We start from the raw sequence: 26,900 nt of genomic DNA, 5'->3' as shown, positions 1-26,900 counted from the left end.
TCAGTCGACGCCCAGGAACGACCGGTCGGTGAGGACGATCGGGCCGTCCTTGGTCACCGCGACGGTGTGCTCGGAATGCGAGCCGCGCGAGCCGTCTGCGCTGCGCAGGGTCCAGCCGTCGGCATCCGTCCGCAGTTCATCGGTGGTGGCGAGAAGCCACGGCTCCAGCGCGAAGACCAGGCCCTCGCGGAGCGGGAAGCCACGGCCCGCGCGCCCGTCGTTCGGAACGTGCGGATCGCCGTGCATGATGCGGCCGACGCCGTGGCCGCCGAACTCCGTGCTGATCGAATAGCCCTCGCCGCGCGAGACCTCGGCGATCGCGGCCGAGATGTCGCCGATCCGGTTGCCGACCACGGCCGCGGCGATCGCCGCATCCAGTGCGCGCTCGGTGGTGTCGATCAGGCGCAGATCCTCGTCGCGCGGCGTCCCCACCACGAACGACACGGCGGAGTCCGCCACCCAGCCGTCGACGGACACGGCGAAGTCCAGGGACACGAGGTCCCCGTCGCGCAGCGTGTAGTCGTGGGGGAGACCGTGCAGCACGGCGTCGTTGATGGACGTGCAGATGACCTTGCCGAACGGGCCGTTGCCGAACGAGGGGGCGTAGTCGATGTAGCAGGACTCGGCTCCGGCCTTGCGGATCAGATCGTGGGCGTGACGGTCGATGGCCAGCAGGTTGGTGCCCACCTTCGTCTCCGCGCGCAGCGTCGCCAGGGTCTCCGCGACGAAGCGGCCGGCGGCGCGCATCTCGTCGATCTCGGCAGGTGTGCGCAGTTCGATCATGGGAAGGATCCTCTCGTCAGCTTCCATTCTCCCCGATCCGCGGACGCAGCAAGCTCACAGCGAACACCCGCCGCGGGATGCGGGCGGGTGCGTACGATCGGAGCATGTGGTTGCGTGAGGCGTTCTTCCGCTGGCTCGTGCCGGCGGCCTTCCTCCTGCCGCTGTGGCTGTTCGTGGGCTGGGCGATCTTCGGCCAGAACGCGTGGAGCCTGCTGTGGGTGCTGCTGATGGCGATGCCGACGGTCTTCGTCGGGCAGCTGATCCTCACCCTGCTCACCCGTTCGCGTCCCTCGGTGCGAGCCGAGCGGGCGGTGTCATGGTGGGACGTCGCCGGCTTCACGGTCTGGCACGGACTCACCATCGCCGTCGGGCTCTTCGTTGACGGCGGCTTCGGGTGGCTCCTGACCGGGGCGATCCTCGCCGCGATCGCGCTCTTCTGGCTGCAGCTCTGGCAGCTGTGGAATGAGGCGAGAGGCACGGGCATCCGCATCCGCGAGACCGTCAGCTGGAGCACGGCGCCGCGCGTCGACGACTCGGCATCGCAGGCCGCCCACGACGTGATCGTGATCGAGGAGAGCCGCACGAAGGACTGAGTCGGCCGGTTTTGAGCGGGCTCGGGTTCATGGCAGAATAGATGTTTGTGCCGTGAACCGGTTCTGCCTCAGGGGAACCCGCGGACGCCTCGCGCGCCGCTCGGCACACACCCGTTCTTATTCCTTTGAATCATGCATCCGACCTGTGGCGAGTGCAGAGAGAGACGATCATGCAGATCCTCGACGCCGTCGACGCGGCTTCGCTCCGTTCCGACATCCCTGTCTTCCACCCCGGTGACACCGTCAAGGTGCACGTGAACATCACCGAGGGTTCGCGTTCGCGTATCCAGGTCTTCCAGGGCGTCGTCATCGGCCGCCAGGGCGATGGTGTGCGCGAGACGTTCACCGTTCGCAAGATCAGCTTCCAGGTGGGCGTGGAGCGCACCTTCCCGGTGCACTCGCCGGTGATCGACCACATCGAGGTCGTCACCCGCGGTGACGTGCGCCGCGCCAAGCTGTACTACCTGCGCAACCTGCGCGGCAAGAAGGCGAAGATCAAGGAGAAGCGCGACAACTGACGCGCAGCTCTTCCGCAGAACCCCGAGACACTCCCGTCTCGGGGTTCTGTCGTCTGCACGTCCGTGTGCGAACCTTGTAGATGCCGCCGTCGCGCGGCGAATCAGACGAAGAGAGTCCATATGACATCCGACGCCGCCGAATCCGCGGAGAAGCCGACGCGGCGGCGAGGACCCTGGGTCTTCCTTCGCGACGTGCTCGTGATCATCATCATCGCGGCGCTGGTGTCGTTCGTCGTCAAGACCTTCGTGGTGCGCTCGTTCTACATCCCCTCCGGGTCGATGGAGCGCACCCTGCTGATCAACGACCGGATCCTCGTCGACGAGCTGACCCCGCGCTGGAGCGGATACGACCACGGCGACGTGGTGGTGTTCAAGGACCCGGGCGGATGGCTCCCGCCGGCCCCGCAGACACCGGCGCGCCCCTTCCTCGTCGAGGCGGCGGACTGGGTGCTCACCTTCGTGGGCCTGTCGACCACCGATGCGCAGGACCACCTCGTCAAGCGCGTCATCGGCCTCCCCGGCGACCACGTGGTGTGCTGCAACGCCCTCGGCCAGATCACCATCAACGGCTCGCCGATCGATGAGCTCTCCTACCTGAACCTCCCCGGTGGTGACACCGCAGCATCCGACGTCGACTTCGACGTGACCGTGCCGGCGAACTCGCTGTGGGTGATGGGCGACAACCGCGACCGCTCGCAGGACTCGCGCGCGCACCAGGACCTTCCCGGTGGCGGGTTCGTGCCGCTCGGCGACGTCGTGGGCCGTGCGTTCCTGACGACGTGGCCGCTGGACCGCTTCGGCCTCATCGACACCCACGATGAGGTGTTCCGCTCGATCCCGGGGCCGAAGAAGTGACCGTCGTCGCGCCCACGCTCCGTCTGGAGCGCCGGCTGCTGCGCGATGAGGAGTTCGACCTGATCATCGCGCTCGACGAGGTCGGGCGCGGAGCGCTGGCGGGTCCCGTCGCGGTCGGAGCGGCGGTGATGGATGCCGCCGGATCCCGCCGGCGCGTTCCCGAGGGCCTGCGCGACTCCAAGCTGATCACCGAGAGGCGGCGACCCGGTATGGCATCGCGCGCCGCCGAGTGGGTGCAGGCCTCCGCCGTCGGGTGGGCGAGCGCCTCCGAGATCGACGAGGTCGGGATCATGCGCGCCCTGGGGCTGGCCGCATCGCGCGCGGTGCAGGGCGTCGTCGATCAGGGCGCTGCGCTGGAGCGGGCCCTGGTGATCCTGGACGGGAACCACGACTACGTCTCCCGGGTGCACCCGGCGCGGCTGACCGTGCGCACCATCGTGAAGGGCGATCGCGACTGCGCGTCCGTCTCGGCGGCATCCGTGATCGCGAAGGTCGCCCGGGACGCGCTGATGACGGATCTGCACCCGGAGCATCCCGCCTACCAGTGGGACCGCAACAAGGGCTACGCGAGCCCCGAGCACCGCGCGGCGATCCGGGATCAGGGTCTGTCACCGCTGCACAGGTCGTCGTGGGCGATCGCCGACGCCCCGACGCTCTTCTAGCGCGCACTCTCTCCTAGGATGGAAGCATCATGGATGAGGATGCCTTCGACGACTACGACCGCGAGCTCGAGCTCGCGCTGTTCCGCGAGTACCGTGACGTCGTCGCGCAGTTCCAGTACGTCGTCGAGACCGAGCGGCGCTTCTACCTCGCCAACGAGGTGAACGTCGTGCGTCGGGACACCGAGAACGACTTCTACTTCGAGATCTCGATGACCGACGTGTGGGTGTGGGACATCTACCGCGCCGACCGCTTCGTGAAGGCCGTGCGGGTGCTGACGTTCAAGGACGTCAACGTCGAGGAGCTGCAGCGCCGCGAGTTCGAGCTGCCCGACGAGCTCTCGCTCGACGGCAAGTGAGCCCACTGGTTTCCACATTCCGCTGAAGCGGACGGGCTCTTCACAGACGCCGTGATCCGGCGGGTTCGTCGTCGGCGCGCCCCGTCAGGCTGTCGTCATGGGAGCGAAAGACGAACTCGGGCGCGCGGGCGAAGAGCGCGCGACGCAGCATCTCCGTTCGCGCGGATACGCCATCCTCGACCGCAACTGGCGGTGCGAGCAGGGTGAGATCGACATCGTCGCGTTCCGCGACGATCGGCTGTGCATCGTCGAGGTGAAGACTCGCCGATCCGAGCTCTACGGGCATCCGTTCGACGCGATCGACGAGCGCAAGCGGCGACGGCTGTGGCGGCTGGCGTTCGCCTGGGCCGCAGCGCATCCGGATGCCGCACGACGTCGTGAGATCCGCCTGGAGGCCATCGGCCTGGTCGGAGCGGATGCCTCGACCGCCCGGCTCGAGCACCTCGTGGACATCCTGTGAGCACGGCGCGAACCTGGGCGGTCGCCCTGACGGGCGTGGACGGGCACATGGTCGAGGTCGAGGCCGACTTCACCGCGCAGACGCCCGAGTTCCGGATCATCGGGCTGCCGGACAAGGCGCTCGGTGAGGCGGTGCAGCGGGTTCGCAATGCCTCGAGCAATGCCGGACTCGACGTGCCGCGACGCCGGCTCACCGTGAACCTGTCACCCGCCAGCCTGCCGAAGCACGGTTCGGGCTTCGACCTCAGCATCGCGGTCGCCACCGCGGCCGCCGGCGGTGCGCTTCCCGCCGAGGCGATCCGCTCCACCGTGCACATCGGCGAGCTGGGCCTGGACGGCAGGCTGCGCCCGGTGCCCGGAGTGCTGCCCTCGGTGTACGCCGCGGCGCGCGCGGGCTTCGGTCGCGTCGTCGTGCCGCATGCGAACGCCGCCGAGGCGGCACTCGTCCCGGACATCGAGGTGCGGGCGGCGGCATCCCTGGCCGAGGTGGCGGCGATGCACGGAGCCGAGGTCGAGGTGCCGGAGGTCGACGCGGTCGAGATGCCGGTGTCCGCGCCGGCCCATGCGGATCGTCTGGACCTCGCCGACGTGATCGGGCAGGACGAGGCGGTCGACGCGCTCGTCACCGCCGCCGCCGGCGGGCATCACCTCATGCTCAGCGGGCCTCCGGGCGCGGGAAAGACCATGCTCGCCCGGCGGCTGCCCGGCATCCTGCCTCTGCTGCGGGAGGAGGAGGCGCTGGAGGTCGCGGCGATCCGTTCGCTGGCGGGGGAGCCGATCACGCACCTCGATCCCGTCGTCCCGTTCGTGGCGCCGCACCACAGCGCGTCCCCAGCGGCGCTCGTGGGCGGGGGCACGCGCGTCGCACGGCCCGGCGCCATCGTCCGCGCTCACCGCGGCGTGCTGTTCCTGGACGAGACGCCCGAGTTCCAGCGGGTCGCCCTGGACGCGCTGCGACAGCCGCTGGAGTCCGGCCGCATCGAGGTGCACCGCGCCGGCTTCACCGCGAGCTATCCCGCGCGGTTCCAGCTGGTGCTGGCGATGAACCCCTGCCCGTGCGGCAACTACGGGGTCCGCGGCGCGGAGTGCACCTGCCCGCCCATGGCGATCCGGCGCTATGCGGGGAGGCTCTCCGGGCCGCTCCGCGATCGCATCGACATTGATCTTCAGGTGGCGCGCGTCGCCGCCTCGCGGGCGACTTCCGGAGAGGCGTCGGAGCTCACCTCGGCTCTGGCGCGCGCCAGGGTGGTGGCCGCGAGGGACGCTGCCGTCGAACGGCTTCGCGGCACTCCCTGGCGCGTGAACGGCGAGGTGCCGGGGGAGCGGCTGCGGGTCGGGGCGCTGCGCCTGCCCGCGAAGGTGCGCGCACCACTGGATCGTGCACTGGAGCGCGGAACGGTCACGCTCCGCGCGTACGACCGGGTGCTCCGCGTCGCGTGGACCATCGCGGACCTCGCCGGTGCGACGACGCCGGGCATCGACGAACTGGGACGGGCTCTGTTCCTGAAGAAGGGTTTGCTGGCATGAGGACGATGACGAATCGGATGCTGGACGATGCGAGGCTGCTGCCCGCCGCCGAGCGGCTGCGGCCGGATGCGGATCCTCACGAGGTCCTCGCGCGCGCGGCGTGGTCGGTTCTCGTCGAGCCGGGCGACGGAGCGGCCGGTGCACTGGTGGCGGCGCATGGGGCATCGGATGCGCTCGATCGCGCGTTGAGTCAGGACCGGATGCTGACACCGGGCGTGCTGGAATCGCGGGAGTTCGCGGAGGCGCAGGCGCGGTGGCGCCCGCGAGCTCGTTCTCAGGCGGTCCTGGACGCGCTCACCTCCTGCGCCGAGGTCGGCGGTCGCCTCCTCCTTCCCGGAGATGCCGAATGGCCCAGCGGACTCGACGATCTGGGACCGCACGCGCCGCTGCTGCTGTGGGTGCGCGGAGACATCGGCGCGCTGACGGCGCAGCCCGCCGTGGCGATGGTGGGGGCCCGGGCGGCGACGCCCTACGGAGAGGCGGTGGCCGGTGAGCTGGCGGGGGATCTGGCGGGTTCCGGCGTCGAGGTCGTCTCGGGTGGGGCGTACGGCATCGACGGCGCGTCGCATCGCGCGGCACTGGGCGTCGGCGGCACCACGATCGCGTTCCTCGCCGGAGGAGTCGACCGGGCCTATCCCATCGGCCATCAGCAGCTCTTCGATCGCATCCGGCGCGGCGGAGCGGTCGTCAGCGAGGTTCCCTGCGGCGGCGCACCCACCAAGTGGAGGTTCCTGCACAACTAGCGCAAGTCGGATTGGTTAGGGTGCGACCGCGGCAACCTTCGCGAGAAGTTGGAGCATGAGGAAGCCGTTTAGGCCGATGACCAGGATGCCGCCGATGCCTGCGACGATCGTGTACCAGGGTGCCCGCGGGCGTTGCTGTGCCTTCAGTTCGGTTATATCCGTCTCTACCTTGCGTAGCCTCTCATCCATGCTCCGGATGCTCTTCACTTCTACCTCAATGCGGCCCAGGGCCACGGCGATACTTGTCAGGTCGATACTCTGTGACTCAGGGTTCATCCGCACGCCGTCCACTTCTCGCCGTCGTGGGCGTACAACTCGCACAGCGTCCACTTCTCGCCGTCCCAAGCTCGGAGCTCCGAGTTGACCCACGCGGTGCCGTTCCAGATGCGGAATCCGGATAGCGTCGTGGCGCTCTGCACAGATGACCACGCACCCCACCCGATACCGTTCGAGCCGCGCGAGCGGAAGTAGTAGGTCGCACCCGGGCGAAGGCCGGTGAAGGTTGTCGTGCCGTTCGAGGCGACGGTTTGTACGTCGGTCGTAAATGCCGTGTTCGTTGCGCACTGCGCCTGCCACCCGGTGATAGCGGACCCGTTGTCCGTGGTTCCCGAGAATCGGTAGCGCGCCGACGTGGGGCCGATCTGATCCACACCGAGACCGATAGGCGCACCCGGTGTCCACGCGATCGAGAAGGCCGCGGTGCCGTCCGAGTTGACGTTTCCGTACCGGAGTGCCTGACGCAGGGTCACCGTACGGAGCGCACCGCCCATGGGGATATCGATGTAAAACGGACCGTCATTCCATCCGGTCGAGCCGGACGGCAGGAACGGGGATGCGGAGTGTGAGCCGAAGGTGCCGACTCCATCGACTGATCCTGTCTGCGAACCGGACCCGCTGTAGTACGAACCGGTCCCCTTCGAGGCACGCAGACGGCACACGAGACGGGTCGTGCCTGCGTTCAGGTCGCGCGAGTAAACGTCAGCTTCAAGGTAGAAGGTGACGTAAGGCGAGACCTGACTAGAAGATATGCGGTCGGTCATGGGATCGGTCTCGCCCACAGCGTCACGCCGGGGATGAGGTTGTCCGTCGGCTGGGTGTCTGACACGCGGATCAGCAACGCGAGGAGGTCGCGCGTGATGTTGATCTCGGTGTCAATGGTGTTCGCGGCTTCGGACCCCGTAACGATCGGGAAGCCCTTTGCGATTGCGTCGTCGCCTGCGGCCATGTTGGGTACTCCTTACAGTGCGTTGATGGTGCCCGGAAGGGCGTCGATGGTGGACGGAAGTAGGTTGATCGCGCCTTCCGGCACGTCGGCGGTACGCGAGGACACGCGCATGCGGTCGGTGTTGAGGTCGAACTCCACACGGTCGGTCGTACCTAGCTGTGTGGGGGTGCCGTCGAGTCGCACAAGCAAGTCCTGATCCGTGCTCGCGGTCCAGTCGGAGACGGTCTCCACGGTCAGCGTGCGGCCCTTGTTCAGCGCACGCTTCACGGCGTACTCCGCACGGCCCGGGCCGGGATACGGACGGTCGATTTCGCGGCGGATCATCTTCGTGTAACCCGCGGGTGCATACACGTCGTCTTGGCTTCGAGTCGTGCCGTCTGCGGTCGTCCAGCGGTATGTATATACGGCGGCGTCGAACCAGTCCTCCGACTCGCGAGACACCTCTTCGTCCGCCCCGATGATGTTCACCCCGTACGCGAGCGTGAGCATTCCGGGGGTGCGGTACTCATCGCGGCGCAGGGTCCACTTGCGCTCACCGTCACAGACCAGACGGAAACCCTTGCTCTGAAGAATCGGAGACAGGAAGTCCACACCGCCCATACCGGCCCGCCACGTGAACACGTCAGGCAAGCGCTCGATGCCGTCTACCGGCTTGCGCTCGCTCACGCTGTTGTCCGCGACAGGCCCGTTCTGACCGGTCCAGTTCGTCACGTATCCCGCAGGTGTCGATGATCCTGAGAAGTAGTCCAGCAAAAGCGGACCCTCGGTGAGCATCAGCGAATCAAGCCCAACCTTGCGGTTGGCGGCGTCCGTGTCATACCTGAAGTAGGTCCAAATCTTCGTGGCGTTCGGGTTCTCGATGGTGAAGGTCAGCGAGAAGCGCTCGAAGTTATACCCGACTCCCGGCACGACAGTTCCGGCCTCGGGGATTGTCTTTGGTGCGGACTCGATCTGTCGGATAATCGCACCGCCCGCGTCTATCTCGTAGACGCGGAGTCGTCCATTGAGGGCTGGCTCACCGTTCCTCCGGTGCGCGTAACCGGACAGCGTGAACATCTGTCCCTTGCGGACGCTCACGGACTGAGGAATCTGAATAAAGCACGTGTTAGCGGAGGTCGATGTACCGTTGACGAAACCGGTCGTGCCGCCGACACCTTGCCCGGCGGTGGTGTTCCAATCGATGGTGGTACTTCCGGCACCCGTATAGGCGGCTCCGGCAGACCACGCCTCAGGGTTGAGCAACATATTCTGAGCGCTCCACCGGGCCGTTACGTCGGCGTCGTCGGTGCCGGGTTCGAGGGTCGCGCCGATCTTGTCGAGCACGTACGCAGTGACGGCACGCACGGAGTCCTCATGATCGCGTGCGCCGTCGTCGTCCACGTCGGGGCCGAAGTCCTGAAGTACCGCCTCATCGGAAGAAAGGCGAAGCTCGATGTCACCGGTTGCACGGTTCGGGCGAGCAGCACGAAGAGACAAGTCGAAGGATCGGCTACTGAGCGGGTTCGGGGTGTAGCCGGTGATCGCGCGCGTCTCGCTGACCGACGCCGACGCGTTCGCCGTGCCCGTCCAGCGCGTGCGGGACAGAGTGCCGTTAGGGTCGGTCAGTCCGTCGAAGTAGTCTCCGGGTGCTCCGATATAAACCGCTGTCTGATCAACCACGTCATTAGCGGCCCAAGCGATTGAACCGAGTGTGATACGTGCCACAAGGTGAGTTGCACCAGTTGCGGGCGTGATCGTGTGCGTAAAGAACGTCCAGACGCCTCCGGGCATCGTACGTGCCGCGCTGAAAGACTGAGCGCCAATCCACGCGCCCGCACCGTTGTGTGTGCGGATCATCATGCTTGTCCCCGCAACCGTGCGGTTAGAGCGCGCCCAACCAGAGACGGTGACCTTGACACCCGGCGTGACCGGGTAGTTGAGCCAAGCGCCGGTTGTTCCGGGGGTGGCGATATCCGCGTTGCCTCCAATATCGAAGCCGCGCCCTGCACCGGTCTGTGCGCTCGGGCAGGTAAGGCGAAGGCCTGTCGTCGGACCGCCTGTGAAGGGCGCGGTCGTGCCGGACATGGTTGTGCGCGGCCAGCTATAACGGGTCTGGTACTCCTCGTAATAGCCGGATGCCGTACCGCGGGGGTTGCGTGCGCGGTTACGGCGAGCCTCAGTCCACGCTGAATACACCGGAGTCTCACCGGAGGTCGCCACGGCATCGATGCGGATGCGGGCAGGTTCGCGCGGATCGAGGTCCGCGAGGATCGCGGCATCCGTCACCGGGACTGTCAGCGAGGCCTCAACGTGAGGGAAGCGCGCAACGTCCAGGGAGACGCGACCGCCCTTGATGCTCAGCGGCTTGTCAGGGGGTCCGAGAAGGGTTGCGGTGTAGGTGTGCGTTGAGATGGTCATAGTGCGCTGACCTCCGCGTACGGCACGTCCAGGTGCCACCCGTCGCGGGCCTCATCGTTCAGGCGGTAGCTGATGCGCTCGCCCTCAGGCACGACGAAGCTCATGCTCACGTCTCGCTCATCCGAGTTGAACCGGAAGACTGCGCCCGTGCTGAGAATGTCGAGTGCGGTCTTCGCCTCGGCCTCTCCGATGAACAGGAGACGCAGGGTGCCCGTACGCAGAGTGGCAGGACGCAAGGTCACGTCGGGGTTGACGCGCCCAAGGATCGGGTGCACGATCGTGCCGCCGATGCGCTCGGCTTCGTAGCCGTCGATCAGTGTCGGGGTGATCGTGTAAATACCGGTTGTGATGGTGTTCGCCATTAGTCCCACGACCCTCCTGAATCGACCTTCACGCGACCGCGCAGAGTGAAGGACTTGCCGTTGCTGGACGTGATGAACTGATTCACCTTGCGAAGGGCTTCGGTCAGTGAGGCGTCAACGTCGAGCGTGATGTTTCGCCCGTTCAGGTGGTTAATTACGCCGTCAGCGTCGCCCTTGAATTTCGACAGGTCCGCGGTAGCCTTCCCGGTCTCGGCGTCGATCATGATGCGCTGACCGTCCGGGAGTTCGTAGACGGTGTTTCCTAGTTCGTCTACTTCCTTCGCCGCGGAGGATGCACCGCGCACGACACCTAGCAGGGTGTCGGAGTACTGCTGAGCACGGGCGGCACCCTCGGCCATTTCGCCGGTTAGTTCGTTGTAGGCCGTGCGTCCGTCACGGGCGGCGGCACTGGCACCAACCAACTGATCCGCGAGCGCTTCTCCACCGTCAGCGAATTTCACGGCACCCTTTGCCGCTTCTTCTTCAGACTTGGTGAGGTTGTCGTTTACGACGATGAGCGCGGTCTTGTCACCGGCCATGGCGGCGACAGCGGTTTCTATCGTCGTGCCCCAGTTCTTCGCGTTCGTCTCCGCCTTCTTGTACTTCTCGGGGTCGGTGTAGATCGCCTCAATAGATGCGAACGATGCGAGCGCGTCACGCTGTTGCGAGAGTCCGTCGATGTATGCGGAGGTCCAATCCGCAATGCGCTGTTGGTGTTCCTCTTCCTTCTTCTGCAGTTCGGTAAAGGCGTTGATGAGCAGACCGACACCAGCCGCACCACCAGCCAGAGCGAACGCACCACCGAGCCCGGACACCGAACCGGCGAGACCACCAAGCACATCCTGTGCAATCTGCGGAATGTCTTCGAGGTCACCGCGGAAGGATGAGAACGTCTCTCCAAGGTTCTGCTTCAGCTCGCCCGAGACCTCTTCGCCGGTCTCACCAAGGGCATGCAGACTGCGACCGCCCGAGTCGCGAACGTCGGATACCGAATCGTCCAGCTTCTCCGCGGCCCTCTGCATCTCGCGGAAGGATCGTTCGACCTTCTCGCCCGCCTGATCGGCGTCACGCGCCATGTCATCGAGGCTGTCGGCGTACTTGTCGAGTTCCTTCGACAGGTCTTTCACCTGGCTCTGCGCCTGTCGGGTGTTCGCGTTGATGTCTACGCTGAGTGCCATTACTCCTGCACTCCCTTCAAGGCTTCGGCGATGGTCTTCACGGTGGTTTGGATGTAGAGCGATGCGGCTCTCGGGATGAACTTCCGGACGGCGGGATAGAACACGTACCCGTTACGGTTCGGCCTCTTGATCTGCGTCGGGGTTCGGGTGACCTTGTGCGTGCCGCCCTTCTTCGGGTTGCGCCGGTCGTAGGTGATCGGCTTCCGCTCACGACCGAACTCAACTGCCGCGTAATCCGTCTTCGGGTTCAGACCGCCTGACAGAGCGCGACCCTTAGCCGCGCTCTGTAGGCGCATGTTCTGATTCGAGACGGAGACGGTCGCAGTGTTCACGATCACCGCGTGCTCTAGTCGGGTGTTCGCCCGCTCGGATAGTTCCTTCTTGAACTCCGGTGTTGCGAGTTCCTTCGAGTGCACGCGGATTTGCTTCTGCAAGGTCTTGTCGAGTGAACGGATCGCGAGAATGGTCGCCATCATCTCCGGCGACTTGAATACATCGATCCGCACGGCGAGCCCTTACGCGCCCGGTGTTGACCAGGTAGGACCGCTGACGATCGGAAGCGTGACGGTAGCCTCGGCTACGTTGTCCAGGGCTCCACCGATGTTGCCGGGGATCAGAAGGACAGTGAACGTTGCTGTGCGACCGCCGGCCTTTGGTGCGAAGGTCAGCGTCTCGGTTGTTCCCGCGTTGTCCTCAAGGTGGTTCGAGAGGCTGTTAGCGGTCTCGTAGTCCTGCGCGAACTTCAGGACAAGCTCATCCTCAGAAGCACCCGCGAAGGCGTGCTTAGAGGTTGGAGTCATCCCGCGCCACTTGACGATTGGACGGTTACGGGTGACCTCAACCTGATTCACCGAAGCTTCGTAGTTGTCGCTTCCGATGGTCAGGGTGACGTCGTTTAGCTGGAATGGCGTTACGGGTACGTTTGCCATGGTTAGTTCTCCTCGGGTGTGGGTGCCGCGGGTGCGGCGATGACGTATAGGGGAATGTCAACGGCGAGTCGGTCGCCGTAGCCGACGACTTCGGCGGGGTCGTGCTTGAACCGCGGACCGAGATAATCGATCGCGGCGGCGGCGAACTCTTCGAGGTCTTCGGCGGCTAGGTCGAGGTCGAGGTGTTCGCTGACGATGGTCAGCAGAAGAGACACGCGGCGTACCTTCTGCGGGGCGCTCGGCTCTCGCTCGATGCGCCTCAGGCGGATGATCGCGGTCGGCTCAGCCAGGGCGTCAAGTAGGCGCTCGGTCGCGATCACACGAAGCTCTGCAAGCTCGGGGATCGTCTTCCAGTCCTCGCGGATCAGGTCTGCGATATCGAGACGGACGCTCACGCAATCGCCCCCAACCCAAGCTCGGGGCGGAGCAACTGCTTAACGGTCCAGTCGAGCGGGAACGTTGTCACGCCGTAACCGGAGCCGTCGAAGTCGCCGCCACCTACCGGGGACACCCCGGCGTTGTGGAGGTTGCGCGCCTGCGTGACGATCGCCGCGAAGTAGTTCGCGGGAATCTCTACGGGGCCGGTGCCCTCAACGTCAGGACCGAGATAGCGATACGAATACGTGCCCGGGTCGTGGGGTACGTCCATGCTGATAAATGCCTCAGTGCTGCTGTAGTACGAGAGGTAAAAGCCGTCTAGATACACATCCACCAGATCCACCCAACGAAGGGCTTCCGGGATGGCATCCCGGTATACCTCTCCGTACGTGCCGTTACTCACCATCTCTACGGTGACGATTTCCCCGACTCGCGAGAATGTGAAGGTCACCCCACCGTTCGTGGTCGTGAACGGCGTATAGGTCGGCGCAGGCTCGGCGGGCAGAGGGGCGTACGCCAAGCACTGACCCTTTGCAACTTCCAGGTACAGCGAGGCCTCAGCCTCATTCCCTGGCATGTCGCGCCAGAACGGACGGGCCGTTGATGGTGTTGGGTAGGTGAACATGACGTACGCCCCGTCCGCTTACGGAGTGACGACAGCGGTGTCAACCACGCGAAGGGCGGCACCGTTGTTCAGGATGGATGCGTAGTACGCGAACACGGCAACGTCCACACCGCCGTGATGTACGTCCAGACCCTCAACACGGATCGGAGCGCCACCACCCAGGGTGTAGAACGTCAGAGCCTCACGTGCACCGACGATGACCTTTCCAGCGCCAACGGCACCGGGGACGATCTTGAAGCCGGTCACGTCTCCCTCTTCGAGGCCGAAGCCTGCATCGAGGAAGGCGAGCTTGTCTCGGTCCTTCATCAGAACGATGTCGCGCCACAGCGAAGGGTCAACGATCGCGAAGCTTGGGCGGTTCTCGGAGGCGATAACGTCCTGAGCACCATCGACGATTGCGGCGAGACCCTTAGCAACGTCAGCGGGAACAGTGCCCGCGGTCGTAGCAGTCGCACCGGCAACGATCGCGGCGAGTGCCTTCGCGTCCATCTGACGTGCGACAGACTCAGTCTGAAGACGCAGGAAGGACTGCACGACGCCGGAATCGTTAAAATCGTAGAACTTGCGATCCAGCTTGTTTCCGCCTGCGAGGATCGAGGCCTGAGCAGTGACAGGCTCGGTGTCAACTGCGGTCGAGGGAACCTCGGCCAGGTTTCCGGCGTAGTCGGCAACCGTAGGCTCGGTGATCCAGCGCCAACCGGTGACGGTCGGAGAGGTCAGCGTGCCCGAGTTCACCAGGGGCAGGAAGCGCTGAGAGTAGGCCTGACGCTTCCAAAGCTCACGCACGGCCTGCGGGACCGTTACGTCAGCCTCGATGGTCTTACCAGTCGGGCCGGATGCCTGCACGTTCTGAATGGCGAAGGCGGCACCAGCACCGGCAAACGGGACCAGAGCGTCAGGGTTAGAGTTGCGGTTTGCGATAGCCGCGAACAGGGCGGCCTCAGTGTCGTTAGCCGGTGATACTGCGCCCGGCATGTCGGGGACGATAGAAGACACGGTGTCTTCCTCACTTTCATCTGTTGGGGTCTCCTGTGCCGGGTCGGCCTCAGGGGTCATGTCCTCGGCCTCTTCGGCCTCGGGGGTCTCGGGGTCTTCGTCTTCCTCAGGTGCGAGGGCGAAGAGGGCGGCGGATGCGAACGCGCCTTCGGTAACCAGGGCCGCGCCGGTCAGACGTGCGCGGGTCTTGGTGGAGTCGAGCCACACAACCTCAGGCGAGAGCTTGCGAAGGGTCGCCTTCTGACCCGTCAGCCAGTCGTCGGCCTGATCGGTGTCGGCTAGCTGGAATGCGGCTTCAACGCCGTGATCCGTGACCGTGAGCGAGGTCGCACGGCCCACCGCGTCATACGGGTTGTGGTCGCGGTTCAGGCCCACAATCGAGTGATCGCGGGGAAGGTCGAGGGTGTCGGCGCTGAACTCGGCAACATCGCCGGTCACGCTCTTACGCGAGCGCTCACCGAACGGCACCAACAGGCCGCGCAGGATACGGGCCTCAGCGTCATAGGAGAAGTTGCCGAATGCTAGATTGCTAGCATCGTAGGCAGACGGGTTCAGTTCATCAGTCATGGATTACTCCTGTACGGCCTCGGGGTCGGGGTCAACGGCGGGGCCGTGCGCGTCGTTGGGAACGGAGATGAGGTTGCGGCGGTCGAAGCGGACGACGGAGCCAAGGGGCGTCACGTCGGGCATGGACAGGCGGGCCTCAATCGGAGCAAGCCAATACTCAAGCCAGTCGATCAGGCTTGTACGCTGTCCCTCCGTCGTGACGTAGGTCAGCGAGGCGGTAGCGGTCGAGCCGTCCAGCAACGATGCGGGAAGGTTCAGAAGGTTTCCCGCGTCCAGACGTAGAGCGTTGAATGCGGTATCGAACATTTCAGGCTTGGTGTCACCGTGCGTGGTCATGCTCAGCTTTTTGGGCAAGAAGCCGACCATGCCGTTTTCCTGCGAGCGCTTGTCCGACCACGCGGCAATGTACGCCTCGGCCTCGGCCTGCGTAACGCGGTTCTCTTCGGTCTCCTGAAGTACCGTCATCGGGATCGGATTGCGGGCCTTCGCGAGACGGGTACGGCTGAGCGCCAACCACGCGCGGATCGTGTCAGCGCCGGTAGCAAGTACGCCCTCATCGGGGCCGTTGAACAGGATCACCGAGTCCGGGTCGATCACGTGAACGTTGTCAACGCTGACGCCGGTCGGGGATGCGTCATCGAACGCCCAACGATGAGGGGCAACGCGAACCGCATCGAGGATCGGGGCGTGCGCGGCACCCTCGGTCTTCGCGCCACGGCGTACCGCCCACAGGGACCACCCGTTGAAGATCAGGTCGTCAAGTGTTGTCGCCATGCGATGCCAGGGCGTCTGTACGGTGCCGGTGTTGGCGAACCAGTTCGGCTGACGCTTCGCGGGAATCCAGTCCGTACCGTCGAACTTGCCAAGAGTCAGGGGAAGGTCAGCGCAGGAACCGACGATGATCGCGCGTCCACGCTTGATGGGGGAGACCTTCATTGCCGCCGCGCGATCTGCGGCGTCTACGTTCGAGCCGTAGATATCCCGGTACACGAGGGCCGCGACGTTCGATTCACCGGCCCAAGGGGATGTTGGTCGAATTGGTGGTTCTTGCACCCCAGCGGCGGAGGAAGAAACCACCCCGCCGCCGGGACCGAAGAATAGATCATAAAACCATGCCATGTTACATACAATTGTAAAAGTACATACAATGTTCTATAATTCGGCATTTGTATAATGGCTCGTACTAAGCGGCCATTACCGGACCAAAGGATTCAACCTGCGGCGTCGCATCGTAGTAATGCAATCCGAGCGCGAATGCTTCAAGGGTGCTCAGGTCAAGGTCATTCTGACGGCCACGACCGAAGGCCCAAGAGTTCACACCGGCAGAGCGGCGCACAGCGGACTTCGCCGCGGTGTCCATGGGTGATTGATTCCAGTGCACTGCATTGCCTGCGTTGATTTCCTTCGTGAGTAGGGCGTGCGCAATGGGAACCTCAGCGAAGCCACGCTCTACGAAGTACGGTCGCGGAACAAACCTGTTCATCACTTCGACCTCAGCGCGGGTGCTCTTGTTGCCCGAGTCGAACACGATCGGGTGCCCGTGCTCGCGTGACTTCTTCGCGGCGGCATCCGCAAGCCACGTCACGCCCTTACGGTGATCGATGACGTACCCGCACGCGCGGCCCTCGGTATCGCGCCACACGGCCACCAAGCATCCGGCGTCACCGAAGAAGCTAGTCGCCATGACAAGTGCGAAGTGGCTCGGAACCGCGGGCGTATCGTTGCGGCCCGAGTCGATCCACGACTGTACGTTGATCGGTCCTGCGCCCTCACCGAGCGTGCCGAAGATGCCGCCGTACTCTCGTGCGAACCGTCCCGGCGCACTGAGATACGCGGTGAAGCGCTTGCGCACCTTCTCGATGGTCGTGAGGCCCGAGTGCACGCCGGGGTGCATCGCCTCGGTGAGTTCACGGCCTCGGGCGAACGGGTGCTCATCGTCAGGTTCCCAAGCCGCCATTGCGTCGGGTTCCGTGTCCTCAGGGATCGCGTAGCGGACTACGCCGTACTCTTCGTTCTCCAATCCCTCATAGAGCATCTGCCGCTTGCGGAAGTCACCGGCTGTACCCGTGAGGATCATCTGTCCGTCTCGGGTGTCGAAGGTCGAGAGGATCGCGCCTTTCAGGTCGTCGGCCTGTTCCGGGCTTGCTTCTCCCGCCTCATCGATCCACACCGCATCGTACGAACTACCTCGAAAGGCCGCGCCCTTCGCGGTCTTCGCTGTGAAGCGTGAGCCGTTCGGGAACTTGACGTACATCGCGCCCTTGCCTCGGTAGTTGCGGAAGGGGCGCGAGTCGGTGTCCTCACCGTGCACGACTTCGAGCACGTCTTGAATCGTCTGCTCGAAGACCTCACCCGTCTTACCGGCGAGCGTGGTTAGCGTCATCGCCGCGTTATACCGGGGACGCAGGGCGCACCGGCCTACCAGGATGATCGCGAGCGTCGTCGTCTTGCCCGCCTGCCTCGGGATGAGGATCGCGGATTCCTCGCGGCCCGCCGTCAGCATGTCCGAGATGAGAAGCTGATGCGGCTTCGGCGCGGTCACGCCCAATAGCTCGCATCCTCGGATGAACTCATCCCGGCTCTGCTGAGTAGTCTTGAGTTCGGTGCAATGCAACGGCTTCAGCGCGCGCTCACGGTACGCAATCCAGCTCGCCTCATCCCTGAGGGATTCGAGGGTAACTTGAGAGGTTTCTTCGCTGGCAGCGTCAAGCGGGTTGTCGCTCGCTGTCAAAAGAAAGTCCTGATCAGACGCAATTTCACTCATAATCGGCACCACCGAGCGCATGCCAAGCTCTGAGGTACTGCACCATCCGTGCGCGTCGATCCTCAACGTCCGGTGCGTCGGGATCGTCAGCGATCAGCTTCGCCTCAGCCACGAACGCGGCGGCGAGAAGGGCAGGGGTCACCTCACCGGGGTACGGGGTAGCCATGCTTCACCATCCCGATCCGGCAGGAGGTAGACGCTTGTCGTCCCCACCCCGTGCCTTCTGCTGTGCACGCTTGCGCCCGCCCTCGGCGGCACCGGCCCTACGGTTGCACCGCTGATGCGCGGCACCGACCATGCTCATATCGAGTGGTTGGAACGGGTCCACGTTGTGGCTGATGATGTGCGCCACGTCGAACGCCTCACCGGGCATGACTACGCCTCGGCATCCTTCCCACCTATAGGCGTTGACGCAGGGCAGAGGCAGGGCGGCGGCGAGGATCGGACGCGCCTTCTTCGAGAACGACGCCCACTCTTTTGTGCGATGGAAGCGGGTCATGCGTCAGCCTCAACAGTGATCTTTAGTTCTCGGTGCAGTCGGTGACGCTCTCGGATTGCGGCGGTGCAAACCTCGCATCGGCATCCGTGGTTGTTGTACCCGGAGAGGCCGTGCTGATCGGGGCGCATCGTGTGGTTGACTGCGGCGCGTCTCTGCCTGCGTATGCGCTCGGCGTCGGCGTGATCGGCTCGGCAGGTGTCACACTTGCACCTGCCGCTTTTGTACTTCGTTGCTCCGTGTGTTTCCGCCCTCGGGCGGCTGGGTAGTCGCTCAGGCATTGTCTCGCACCACCCGAATTCGGCGGTAGGCGAGTACGTCGGGGCGTCTGGCTCCGGGCGCTTGGGTCTTATTGCTCGAAACGCGAATCTCGTGCGCTACCTTCTTCAGCGCCTCGATAATCGCTTCTTGCTCTTCAACAGTGACGCTCGATGCGAACTCGAATGAAACCTTGACGCTCACAGTGCGCCCTCTATCATTTCTATGCGGTCTGCGAGCCAGACGACCAGTGCAGTAAGGTCTGCCGCACTCAGTGCGGGTGGTGATGCGGGTGCAACTGCGGCGGCTTCTTCGTATTCGGCCTGCGCGATCTTAGTTGCCTCGATCAGGCTTTCTGGGTAATTGGTTTCCATGTCAATATTTTATCGTCTATTGACACAGGTGATGTTTTAGGTGGTCGCTCTTTGCACCACCCTTTGCACCACTGCGCATTACCCCGTTCCCCACCACACGTGTAAACGTGTGTGGGTGGGTTAATACGGCGGTGCAATGCAATGCGCGGATGGGGAGAAGTAATCTAACCCTCTTGCGCAAGACCCTTCTTGTGGGTAGGCAAGAATGCCACCCCCATATATAGGGGTGTCAATAGTTTGGTATAGTAGTTACATCGGGAAATGCGGCTGAGGTTCCACGGTTAAAGCTCCAAAGCCATCCACCCGATCCGGTCACACCGGGCGAGTACCTAACTACAAACCCGGGGTGACCAACCCACGACGCCAAATGACAACAACGACAACGGCATCAAACCATTTTGTCCCTTTTGTTATTTGGAGTAGTAATGAGCATTGCAATGTTCCTAGACGGTCGAACCGTCAACCTGTCCCACACGGACGGCACAACCTCGGATGAGGTACGTGTTATCGGTGCTGACGCCCTCGGGGTGTACGGCGTCTCAGAAGGCGTACGCGCCTTCTACCCGTGGTCCACCCTCATCTCTGCGGAGGTGACCAAGTGACTGTCCCCGGGTACACCGAGTACGGCCTAGCCGAACGCCTGATGATCGGCGGCGTCTTCTTCGTCTATGACCCGTGGCTTAAGGTCTGGCAGGGACCGGACCAACTCGAATACCTGCCGTCTCAGATTCACAGCATGCTCCTGTCGGGCTCCTGGAAGGTCAGGAAGGCGGCATCATGAGCGCGGATTGGTCAGAGCTAGCACGACAGCTAAGCGAGTACGCAGAAACGCCTAAGGGCTTCGAGGAACTAGCGGGTAAGGTCACGACCGCATATGAGAAGGAACTTGCCGTACGCATCGTGCGTCAGATGTTCCAGCCTCATGAGCCGCTTGTGCTGTCCACGGAGGCCGATATCCTTCGACGCCCTTCGCCTGAGTGGCTGATACACGGGCTCATTCAAGAGAACACGATTGCCCTTCTCGCCGGTCCCGGTGGTCTGGGTAAGTCGTTCCTCGCGCTCGGTATGGCGCGCTCCATCGCCGCGGGCCGGATGTTCTTCAACCGCTCGGTGAAGAAGGGGCGTGTTCTGTACGTGGCGGCTGAGGGTGTCTCGGCGTTCGGTGACCGGGTGCGCGCGTGGAATGAAGCCAACCCGGGCATCACGGTTCCGGCTGACGGCATCACCTATGTTGAGTCGGGTGTGAACCTTCAGGATGAGGGCAGTGTGCAGAGGCTCGCGGAGATTGTTGCTGAAGGTGAGTATGCACTTGTCATTCTCGACACCCTGTCCCAGCTCGGGCACATGGAGAACGAGAACAACAATGCTGAGGTCGCGCAAGTCTTCCGTCAGGTGAAGAAGCTTCGTGACGTGCGCCAGGGGACAAGCATTCTCGTTATCGACCACACCCCGGCGCAGGGTGGGAAGGTGCGAGGCGCGACGGCGAAGCGTGACAACGCGGACACCGTCATCATCGCGATCCCGCATGAGCCTGACGCACCCTTCACCCTCTCTACCCGTCTCGAAGACGGCGGCAAGCAGAAGGACGGGGTGATGGAGGAATGGCACGGCTTCACCCTTCAGCCGGTCGGTAAGTCGGCGGTCATCATGAATGACGGCAACAACCGACGCCCGGAGTCGCCCCTTCGTAAGCAAGCGCTAGAGGTCATGTCCGATGGTGCGGAGTGGTCGGGAACTGACCTGAGGGCGGCTCTCGGTATCAAGGGTGATTCGCGTTCACCTGAGGGTAAGCGGCTTCTTCTTCAGCTTGGTCATGCGGAGCGTGACGGCTTCTTGACGAAGAAGGGCAGTACCCGGAATGTGCGCTACCAGGTGACCGAGACGTACACGGCTCTTCAGAAGCTTCAGGGGGAGTGCAAGTGACAGATATCGAATGCCTGCATCTGTACATCGAGGCATTGCACGTTAAGATCGCGACACAACAGAGGCTCTTGGAGCATGCCGAATACGTCGCGGGATTGGATCTGCCAAATGACTAAGAAGCTCGCTATCGTGCTCGCGTCGGTGCTCGGCGGTCTGATCATCGTGTCCACGATCGTCATCGCCGTTGTCGTGTCCAACCAGCGGGCCGCGACTCAGGAAGCGGATTACCATGCGTGCATCATCGCCGCCGCTGAACATGTAGACCCGAGCGACTACGGGGCCGATACGGCTCATGAGGTCGCCGCCAAATGCCGGACGATCGTCTACGGCAACTAATCGAGGGAACCGAGAACGCCCCGAGCCGAAAGGCCGGGGCGTTCTCACGTTCAGCGGGGCGTCACCGTCACCCGGTCAAGACCTCGGCCCGGGGCAACCTCGATATCCAGCCTTCCCAACACTTCGCGCTGATCCGCGAGGCTGAGGCCCGCCCACAGGTCAAGCCACACCGCGTACAACTCTTCATCCGCCTCAATCGAAGGGTCACCCGCAAGCCGGGTTATCTCGGCGCGAATCTTCGCGACGATATCCCCGGCAACCACGGTGAGCCGTTCAGCGTCAACCCGAGCTTGCACCTTCTCCACCTCGCGCCCGATCCGGGCAACCTCTGTGCGAATGTACGCGAGGTCCGCACCCTCCCAGGTCGCCTGTTCTTGGAGTGCCTGACGACGCTTGTGCAGGGCGGCGAGGTCGGCAAGAAGTGCGGTCACCGCTTCGGGCTCGGCTTGCTCCGGCTGTGACATGAGGAACGTGAACGCTTCTCCGATCAGGTGCTCATCGAGCATCGCGGCTTTGATCGTCGGGTGCGAGAGGTTGCCTTTGCAGAGGTAGTTGGGCCCCATCTTCACCATCCGTGCCTTGCACACACCACACCGGGCGATCCCGGATGCCAGATGCCGAATCTGGTTGCCCGGTGAGGTCTTCCGCGAGGGGTCGGCAAGTAGTACTTGCACCGCTTCCCACACCTCGCGATCTACGATTCGATCAACGTAGTCTGCGGCCTCGAATCGCTCACCCTTCCGGGTGACCCAACCGGCGTACGCCGGGTTAGACAGAATCTCGCGGATGCGGACGGGTGCCTTGTTCCACTCCTGCGCGAGGCCGAAGATCGTTTCGCCGTTCAGCACCCGGGCGAAGAGGTCAACCACCTTCGGGGCTTCCTCGGGGTGTGCCTTGATGTTGCCCGAGAGGAAGCCATACCTCCGCTTACCCGGGACCGGGCGACCAAGCGCGACGTTCTGCGCGTTCTTGTTCTTCTGGCGAAGACTCTTCCGCTCCATTTCGCCCCGGGCGATAGCGGCCTTGACGCGGGCGAACATGCGACCGTTGTCGTTGGTCAGGTCGGCCTCACCGTTCGCGGTCACCAGGAGAAGGCCCGAGTCCTCGGCGGCATCGATCCAGTCTTCGAGTTGCCTCGGCTGACGGGTGAGGCGGTCCAAGTCCCAGCACACGATCGCTCGGAACTTGCCCGCCTTGAAGTCGGCGCTCATGCGGTCGTACGCGGGACGGGCGACGTTCTTCTTGAACGCGGAAATGCTTTCGTCGGCGTACTCTTCGTACAGGGTCCAGCCGCGCTCACCAAGGATGCGCATACAGTCCGACCTCTGCCGGTCCACGGCGAGGCCGTCGCCGTCCTTGTCTAGCGAGATACGCAGGTACACAGCCGCTTTGACGGTTGAAGTGTTCACCCTTACAGTCTGCGCTAGTTGCAGCGGAATCGCCTGATCGCCGCCGCAGGACTCGCAACCGTCGTCGTGGAGGCCGGCTGGCGCAGCGGCACGCTGAACACCGCCGGGCACGCTGCAGCGCTCGGACGCCCCATCGGCGCGGTGCCCGGCCCGATCTCCTCCGCCGCCTCGGCGGGCTGTCATCGTCTGCTCCGCGAGTTCGACGCGATCTGCGTGACGAGCGCGCAGGAGGTGCGTGAGCTCTGGGACGACCGCGTGCCCATCGCACCGGAGGCGGCACGAGCCGATCCGGACCGGATCCGCCTGACCGATGCGATGAGCAGCCGGACCGCCCGCGATGCCGATGACCTCGCGCGGCGCAGCGGACTGTCGGCGGAGCGCGTGAGGAGCCTGCTGGGACTCCTCGCTCTCGAGGGGAGCGCGGAGCAGACGCCGGATGGGTGGAAGCGGACCGCCTGAGGCTCGCGCATCGGCGGGGGAGCACGCCGGTGAGGCTGCGGCGCGGCATGCTGGATCCATGAGGTACACGCAGGCGGTGGAGGCGTTCATCGCGCACCTCGCGCAGGTGCGGAGGCTCTCGCCGGCGACCGTGCGGGCGTACCGTTCGGATCTCGCCGACCTGGGCAGAGCGGTCGGAGACGCCGACGTCACCGAGATGGACCTGGAGGCTCTCCGGGACTGGCTGTGGCAGGCGACCCAGCGGGGCGACGCCCGTTCAACGCTCGCGCGTCGCGCGGCCGCCGTGCGGTCGTTCTTCGGATGGGCCCATGACGCCCAGCTCGTGACCGTGGACCCGAGCCTGCGCCTGGTCACGCCCCGGCGGGCCAAGACCCTCCCCGTCGTCGCATCCGCCGACGGCATGCGCGAGCTGCTGGATGCGCAGCGCATCGCCGCATCCACGGGGGATCCGATCGCACTGCGGGACCACGCCATCCTCGAGCTGCTCTACGCCGCTGGCATCCGCGTCTCCGAGCTCTGCGGCGTCGACGTCGACGACCTGGACCTGCAGAGGCGGGTCGTGCGGGTGCTCGGCAAGGGGTCCAAGGAGCGGGTCGTGCCGTTCGGCGCACCTGCTGCGACCGCGCTCGGCGCGTTCCTCACCCGCGGACGCTCCGCGCTGCTCGCCCGCACCGAGTCACCCGGCCCCGCTCTCTTCCTCGGCGCACGCGGTGCGCGCATCGGGCCGCGCACGGTGTACGCGCTCGTCGCCCGCGTGCTCGGGCCCATCGTCGGCGCAGACCATGTCGGTCCGCATGCCCTCCGGCACTCGGCGGCGACGCACCTGCTCGACGGCGGGGCCGACCTGCGCGCCGTGCAGGAGATCCTCGGCCATGCGAGCCTCGGCACGACTCAGATCTACACGCACGTCTCGGCCGAGCGGCTCACCGCCACCTACCGCCTCGCGCATCCTCGGGCCTGACGCCGGAATCGCACGGCGCGCGAAGGGTTCAGCCCTCGCAGCAGGGGAGCAGCACGGCACGAGGCGGCAGGCCGAAGAGCCCTCGCGGATTCACGTACCGCTTGTCGATGCGGACGCCGACGTGCAGCGTCCTCGGGGCGGCGTGCCCTCCCGAGCCCAGGATGCCCACCACGTCGCCCGCCAGCACGGCGTCACCCACTGCGAGATCCGACGACACGGGCTCCAGCGTGCTGATGTACCCGTCGCCGTGATCGATCGTGATCAGCGGCCGGTCGGCCACCGTCCCGCGGAATGCCACGACGCCCCCTGCCGGGGCGAGCACCTCGGCGCCCGGCGCCGCCATGACATCCATGCCGCGGTGGCCCGCGCCGTAGTCGTGCGCGGGTGCGCGGAACGGCTCGACCACCGTGCGCGGACCCGCGACCGGCCACCGCCACGGGTACCCGGGAGCCTCCTCCGCCGGCGCGCCGACCGCACTGCGGGACGCGCCCACCAGTGCCGCTGAACCGCTCGGTCGCGCCGTGCCACTCGCGTCGACCGAACCGGCCGCCGACGCGAGCATCGGCGGCCCGAGAGCCGCCGTCGCGAATGCCGACGGACCGCCGCACAGGCTCATGAGGACGGCGAGCACCACCGCGCAGCGCGTCGCGATGACGCGACGACGGCGCCGCTCCGCGTCCGGATTCCCGCTGATCATCCGCCCACTCTGGCATGCGAGCCCGACGACGTCGCGCCCGATTTCCGGCAACCGTGCACAACCCGCGGAATCGGTGCTGCTGTGCAGGGAGAGCGCCGTTCGTCTTGCGCGGCATCCTGTATGCTGGAGGGGCATCCTGCAATCGGGATGACTACGCGTGCCCAGAGCGACGTCGTCGAAAGACGGAGGTCGCGGCATCCACACCCACAGGTCCCTCCTCATCGAGGGCGGGTGTGCGCCGGGCGCCAGGACAGTCGATCGCCTGATCGGCGCAACAACCTCAACGACGCGAGAGCGTCAGAACAAGGAGACGACCATGGCTGTGGTCACCATCCGCCAGCTGCTCGACAGCGGCGTGCACTTCGGACACCAGACCCGTCGGTGGAACCCGAAGGTGAAGCGCTTCATCCTCACCGAGCGCTCCGGCATCCACATCATCGACCTGCAGCAGTCGCTGTCGTACATCGACAAGGCCTACGACTTCGTCAAGGAGACCGTCGCCCGTGGCGGCACGATCCTCTTCGTCGGCACCAAGAAGCAGGCGCAGGAGGTCCTCGCGGAGCAGGCTGCCCGCGTCGGCCAGCCCTTCGTCAACCAGCGCTGGCTGGGTGGTCTGCTGACCAACTTCTCGACCATCGCGAAGCGCCTCGCCCGCATGAAGGAGCTCGAGGAGCTCGACTACGAGAACCCGGCCGCATCGGGCTTCACCAAGAAGGAGCTGCTGCTCAAGAAGCGCGAGCTCGACAAGCTGCACAAGTCGCTGGGCGGCATCCGCAACCTGTCGAAGACCCCGTCGGCCCTGTGGGTCGTCGACGCCAAGCGCGAGCACCTCGCCATCGACGAGGCCAAGAAGCTCGGCATCCCGGTGATCGGCATCCTCGACACCAACGCCGACCCGGACGACTTCCAGTACCCGATCCCCGGCAACGACGACGCCATCCGCTCGGTCTCGCTGCTGACGCGCATCATCGCCGACGCCGCCGCCGAGGGCCTGCAGCAGAAGCACAACCCCGAGGGCGACGCCGAGCCGCTCGCCGAGTGGGAGCAGGAGCTCCTGCAGGGTGACGCCGAGGCTCCCGCCGCCGAGGCCGCTGAGGTCGTCGAGGCTCCGGCCGCTGACGAGGCTCCGGCCGCCGAGGCCGCTGCCGACGCAGACGCCAAGTAAGCAACCAGCACACCACGCACAGACACGAAGCAAGGAGCCACCACACATGGCCAACTTCACCATCGCCGACATCAAGGCGCTGCGCGAGCAGCTCGGAACGGGAATGGTCGACACCAAGAAGGCGCTCGAGGAGGCTGACGGCGACGTCGAGAAGGCCACCGAGATCCTGCGTCTGAAGGGTGCCAAGGGCAACGCCAAGCGCGCCGACCGCTCGACCAGCGAGGGCCTGATCGCCGCTCGTGAGTCCGCCGGTGCCGTGACGCTGATCGAGCTCGCCTGCGAGACCGACTTCGTCGCCAAGAACGAGCGCTTCATCGCTCTGGCCGACAAGGTCGCCGACGCCGTCGCGGCTGTCGGTGCCGACTCGGTCGAGGCCGCTCTGGCCGCCCCCGCGGGCGCTCAGACCGTCGAGCAGCTCATCTCGGACGAGGCCGCGATCATCGGCGAGAAGGTCGAGCTGCGCAAGGTCCGCACCGTCAAGGGCGAGAACCTTTCGGTGTACATGCACCGCACCAGCAAGGACCTGCCCCCGCAGATCGGCGTCGCCGTCGCGTACTCCGGTACCGACGCGGAGACCGCTCGCTCGATCGCGCAGCACATCTCGTTCGCGAACCCCTCCTACCTGACGCGCGAGGATGTCCCCGCTGCCGACGTGGAGAAGGAGCGCGAGATCGTCACCGAGATCTCCCGCAACGAGGGCAAGCCCGAGGCCGCCCTGCCGAAGATCGTCGAGGGCCGCGTGACCGCGTACTTCAAGCAGGTCGCCCTGCTCGAGCAGGACTACGCGAAGGACAACAAGCTGTCCGTGAGCCAGGTCGCGAAGGATGCCGGTATCACCGTCACCGACTTCGCCCGGTTCAAGGTCGGCGCGTAACACCTCGGAAGGGGTTCGGATCCACACGATC

34 protein-coding genes are annotated in these 26,900 nt (G+C 65.0%); 15 read left to right on the top strand and 19 right to left on the bottom strand.

Annotation, left to right across the window (positions count from 1 at the left end):
• On the bottom strand, nt 1-783 hold the full coding sequence (gene map / locus ACTJJ4_RS03140; protein ID WP_440941974.1) for a type I methionyl aminopeptidase: 783 nt from the start codon (nt 781-783) through the stop codon (nt 1-3).
• Nucleotides 784-887: 104 nt separating this feature from the next.
• Between map and ACTJJ4_RS03135 the strand changes: the two genes are divergently transcribed.
• The 8 genes from ACTJJ4_RS03135 (at nt 888) to ACTJJ4_RS03100 (ending at nt 6,496) form a co-directional block, all read left to right on the top strand.
• Nucleotides 888-1,376, top strand: a complete 489-nt coding sequence (locus ACTJJ4_RS03135; protein ID WP_440941973.1) for an MFS transporter permease — start codon at nt 888-890, stop codon at nt 1,374-1,376.
• A 170-nt stretch (nt 1,377-1,546) separates the two neighbouring features.
• Nucleotides 1,547-1,894: a 50S ribosomal protein L19 gene (rplS, locus tag ACTJJ4_RS03130; RefSeq protein WP_285632587.1), complete on the top strand. Its 348-nt coding sequence runs from the start codon at nt 1,547-1,549 to the stop codon at nt 1,892-1,894.
• A gap of 120 nt (nt 1,895-2,014) precedes the next feature.
• A complete protein-coding gene (lepB, locus tag ACTJJ4_RS03125; RefSeq protein WP_440941972.1) occupies nt 2,015-2,749 on the top strand; it encodes a signal peptidase I in 735 nt (244 codons plus the stop codon).
• Nucleotides 2,746-3,411: a ribonuclease HII gene (locus tag ACTJJ4_RS03120; RefSeq protein WP_440941971.1), complete on the top strand. Its 666-nt coding sequence runs from the start codon at nt 2,746-2,748 to the stop codon at nt 3,409-3,411. Before lepB ends, ACTJJ4_RS03120 begins: the two co-directional genes overlap by 4 nt.
• Before the next feature lie 29 nt (nt 3,412-3,440).
• Nucleotides 3,441-3,767: a DUF2469 family protein gene (locus ACTJJ4_RS03115; protein ID WP_285632578.1), complete on the top strand. Its 327-nt coding sequence runs from the start codon at nt 3,441-3,443 to the stop codon at nt 3,765-3,767.
• A gap of 97 nt (nt 3,768-3,864) precedes the next feature.
• On the top strand, nt 3,865-4,227 hold the full coding sequence (locus ACTJJ4_RS03110; RefSeq protein WP_440941970.1) for a YraN family protein: 363 nt from the start codon (nt 3,865-3,867) through the stop codon (nt 4,225-4,227).
• Nucleotides 4,224-5,753, top strand: coding sequence for a YifB family Mg chelatase-like AAA ATPase (locus ACTJJ4_RS03105; RefSeq protein ID WP_440941969.1), 1,530 nt, complete (start codon nt 4,224-4,226; stop codon nt 5,751-5,753). Before ACTJJ4_RS03110 ends, ACTJJ4_RS03105 begins: the two co-directional genes overlap by 4 nt.
• Nucleotides 5,750-6,496 (top strand): DNA-processing protein DprA, encoded by a 747-nt coding sequence (locus ACTJJ4_RS03100; RefSeq protein ID WP_440941968.1) that lies wholly within the window; start codon nt 5,750-5,752, stop codon nt 6,494-6,496. The genes ACTJJ4_RS03105 and ACTJJ4_RS03100 overlap by 4 nt, the downstream gene beginning before the upstream one ends.
• Nucleotides 6,497-6,511: 15 nt before the next feature.
• Here the strand turns inward: ACTJJ4_RS03100 and ACTJJ4_RS03095 are convergent, their stop codons facing one another.
• The 16 genes from ACTJJ4_RS03095 to ACTJJ4_RS03020 all read right to left on the bottom strand — a co-directional run bounded on the left by ACTJJ4_RS03095 (nt 6,512) and on the right by ACTJJ4_RS03020 (nt 19,045).
• Nucleotides 6,512-6,772, bottom strand: a complete 261-nt coding sequence (locus tag ACTJJ4_RS03095; protein ID WP_440941967.1) for a hypothetical protein — start codon at nt 6,770-6,772, stop codon at nt 6,512-6,514.
• Entirely contained in the window at nt 6,769-7,536 is a 768-nt protein-coding gene (locus ACTJJ4_RS03090) for a fibronectin type III domain-containing protein (RefSeq protein WP_440941966.1), read from the bottom strand. Before ACTJJ4_RS03090 ends, ACTJJ4_RS03095 begins: the two co-directional genes overlap by 4 nt.
• Nucleotides 7,533-7,721, bottom strand: a complete 189-nt coding sequence (locus ACTJJ4_RS03085) for a hypothetical protein (RefSeq protein WP_440941965.1) — start codon at nt 7,719-7,721, stop codon at nt 7,533-7,535. The genes ACTJJ4_RS03090 and ACTJJ4_RS03085 overlap by 4 nt, the downstream gene beginning before the upstream one ends.
• Nucleotides 7,722-7,733: 12 nt before the next feature.
• The gene (locus tag ACTJJ4_RS03080) at nt 7,734-10,118 is read right to left on the bottom strand and encodes a hypothetical protein (RefSeq protein WP_440941964.1); all 2,385 of its coding nucleotides are present in this window, start codon (nt 10,116-10,118) and stop codon (nt 7,734-7,736) included.
• Complete coding sequence (locus tag ACTJJ4_RS03075; protein ID WP_440941963.1) at nt 10,115-10,480, bottom strand: hypothetical protein; 366 nt, start codon at nt 10,478-10,480, stop codon at nt 10,115-10,117. The genes ACTJJ4_RS03080 and ACTJJ4_RS03075 overlap by 4 nt, the downstream gene beginning before the upstream one ends.
• Nucleotides 10,480-11,658 carry a hypothetical protein gene (locus tag ACTJJ4_RS03070; RefSeq protein WP_440941962.1) on the bottom strand — a complete coding sequence of 393 codons (1,179 nt, stop codon included), beginning with the start codon at nt 11,656-11,658 and terminating at the stop codon, nt 10,480-10,482. Before ACTJJ4_RS03070 ends, ACTJJ4_RS03075 begins: the two co-directional genes overlap by 1 nt.
• Nucleotides 11,658-12,164: a hypothetical protein gene (locus ACTJJ4_RS03065; protein WP_440941961.1), complete on the bottom strand. Its 507-nt coding sequence runs from the start codon at nt 12,162-12,164 to the stop codon at nt 11,658-11,660. Before ACTJJ4_RS03065 ends, ACTJJ4_RS03070 begins: the two co-directional genes overlap by 1 nt.
• Before the next feature lie 9 nt (nt 12,165-12,173).
• The gene (locus ACTJJ4_RS03060) at nt 12,174-12,587 is read right to left on the bottom strand and encodes a hypothetical protein (protein WP_440941960.1); all 414 of its coding nucleotides are present in this window, start codon (nt 12,585-12,587) and stop codon (nt 12,174-12,176) included.
• A 2-nt stretch (nt 12,588-12,589) separates the two neighbouring features.
• The gene (locus ACTJJ4_RS03055; RefSeq protein ID WP_440941959.1) at nt 12,590-12,982 is read right to left on the bottom strand and encodes a hypothetical protein; all 393 of its coding nucleotides are present in this window, start codon (nt 12,980-12,982) and stop codon (nt 12,590-12,592) included.
• Nucleotides 12,979-13,590 (bottom strand): hypothetical protein, encoded by a 612-nt coding sequence (locus tag ACTJJ4_RS03050; protein ID WP_440941958.1) that lies wholly within the window; start codon nt 13,588-13,590, stop codon nt 12,979-12,981. The genes ACTJJ4_RS03055 and ACTJJ4_RS03050 overlap by 4 nt, the downstream gene beginning before the upstream one ends.
• Nucleotides 13,591-13,608: 18 nt before the next feature.
• Nucleotides 13,609-15,153 (bottom strand): phage major capsid protein, encoded by a 1,545-nt coding sequence (locus ACTJJ4_RS03045; protein ID WP_440941957.1) that lies wholly within the window; start codon nt 15,151-15,153, stop codon nt 13,609-13,611.
• 3 nt (nt 15,154-15,156) lie between these two features.
• Nucleotides 15,157-16,272 (bottom strand): hypothetical protein, encoded by a 1,116-nt coding sequence (locus ACTJJ4_RS03040; RefSeq protein WP_440941956.1) that lies wholly within the window; start codon nt 16,270-16,272, stop codon nt 15,157-15,159.
• Between the two features lie 64 nt (nt 16,273-16,336).
• Nucleotides 16,337-17,938 carry a terminase large subunit domain-containing protein gene (locus ACTJJ4_RS03035; protein ID WP_440941955.1) on the bottom strand — a complete coding sequence of 534 codons (1,602 nt, stop codon included), beginning with the start codon at nt 17,936-17,938 and terminating at the stop codon, nt 16,337-16,339.
• Between the two features lie 148 nt (nt 17,939-18,086).
• Entirely contained in the window at nt 18,087-18,416 is a 330-nt protein-coding gene (locus ACTJJ4_RS03030) for a hypothetical protein (RefSeq protein ID WP_440941954.1), read from the bottom strand.
• 270 nt (nt 18,417-18,686) lie between these two features.
• On the bottom strand, nt 18,687-18,875 hold the full coding sequence (locus ACTJJ4_RS03025) for a hypothetical protein (RefSeq protein WP_440941953.1): 189 nt from the start codon (nt 18,873-18,875) through the stop codon (nt 18,687-18,689).
• Nucleotides 18,872-19,045 (bottom strand): hypothetical protein, encoded by a 174-nt coding sequence (locus ACTJJ4_RS03020; protein ID WP_440941952.1) that lies wholly within the window; start codon nt 19,043-19,045, stop codon nt 18,872-18,874. The genes ACTJJ4_RS03025 and ACTJJ4_RS03020 overlap by 4 nt, the downstream gene beginning before the upstream one ends.
• Before the next feature lie 598 nt (nt 19,046-19,643).
• Here ACTJJ4_RS03020 and ACTJJ4_RS03015 point away from each other — a divergent pair.
• From ACTJJ4_RS03015 to ACTJJ4_RS03005, 3 genes are all read left to right on the top strand, one after another.
• Nucleotides 19,644-19,826, top strand: coding sequence for a hypothetical protein (locus ACTJJ4_RS03015; RefSeq protein ID WP_440941951.1), 183 nt, complete (start codon nt 19,644-19,646; stop codon nt 19,824-19,826).
• Nucleotides 19,823-20,968, top strand: a complete 1,146-nt coding sequence (locus tag ACTJJ4_RS03010) for an AAA family ATPase (RefSeq protein ID WP_440941950.1) — start codon at nt 19,823-19,825, stop codon at nt 20,966-20,968. The genes ACTJJ4_RS03015 and ACTJJ4_RS03010 overlap by 4 nt, the downstream gene beginning before the upstream one ends.
• Nucleotides 20,969-21,076: 108 nt before the next feature.
• On the top strand, nt 21,077-21,304 hold the full coding sequence (locus ACTJJ4_RS03005) for a hypothetical protein (protein WP_440941949.1): 228 nt from the start codon (nt 21,077-21,079) through the stop codon (nt 21,302-21,304).
• Between the two features lie 50 nt (nt 21,305-21,354).
• Here the strand turns inward: ACTJJ4_RS03005 and ACTJJ4_RS03000 are convergent, their stop codons facing one another.
• Nucleotides 21,355-22,713 carry a recombinase family protein gene (locus ACTJJ4_RS03000; RefSeq protein WP_440941948.1) on the bottom strand — a complete coding sequence of 453 codons (1,359 nt, stop codon included), beginning with the start codon at nt 22,711-22,713 and terminating at the stop codon, nt 21,355-21,357.
• A gap of 18 nt (nt 22,714-22,731) precedes the next feature.
• On the opposite strand from ACTJJ4_RS03000, the gene ACTJJ4_RS02995 reads away from it, so the two are divergent.
• Both ACTJJ4_RS02995 and ACTJJ4_RS02990 read left to right on the top strand, forming a co-directional pair.
• Nucleotides 22,732-23,172, top strand: coding sequence for a DNA-processing protein DprA (locus ACTJJ4_RS02995; protein WP_440941947.1), 441 nt, complete (start codon nt 22,732-22,734; stop codon nt 23,170-23,172).
• A 58-nt stretch (nt 23,173-23,230) separates the two neighbouring features.
• Nucleotides 23,231-24,133 (top strand): tyrosine recombinase XerC, encoded by a 903-nt coding sequence (locus ACTJJ4_RS02990; protein ID WP_440941946.1) that lies wholly within the window; start codon nt 23,231-23,233, stop codon nt 24,131-24,133.
• Nucleotides 24,134-24,161: 28 nt separating this feature from the next.
• Here ACTJJ4_RS02990 and ACTJJ4_RS02985 read toward each other — a convergent pair whose 3' ends face one another.
• Nucleotides 24,162-24,830, bottom strand: a complete 669-nt coding sequence (locus ACTJJ4_RS02985; protein WP_440941945.1) for a murein hydrolase activator EnvC family protein — start codon at nt 24,828-24,830, stop codon at nt 24,162-24,164.
• A gap of 316 nt (nt 24,831-25,146) precedes the next feature.
• Between ACTJJ4_RS02985 and rpsB the strand changes: the two genes are divergently transcribed.
• Both rpsB and tsf read left to right on the top strand, forming a co-directional pair.
• Nucleotides 25,147-25,995: a 30S ribosomal protein S2 gene (gene rpsB, locus ACTJJ4_RS02980; RefSeq protein ID WP_285632475.1), complete on the top strand. Its 849-nt coding sequence runs from the start codon at nt 25,147-25,149 to the stop codon at nt 25,993-25,995.
• 46 nt (nt 25,996-26,041) lie between these two features.
• Nucleotides 26,042-26,869, top strand: a complete 828-nt coding sequence (gene tsf, locus ACTJJ4_RS02975; RefSeq protein WP_285632471.1) for a translation elongation factor Ts — start codon at nt 26,042-26,044, stop codon at nt 26,867-26,869.
• The last annotated feature ends 31 nt before the right edge of the window (nt 26,870-26,900 follow it).

Origin of the sequence: Microbacterium sp. 22195, from assembly GCF_052056515.1 — a bacterium.
Taxonomy (GTDB): Bacteria; Actinomycetota; Actinomycetes; order Actinomycetales; family Microbacteriaceae; genus Microbacterium.
This window is presented reverse-complemented; position numbering and strand designations above follow the sequence as displayed.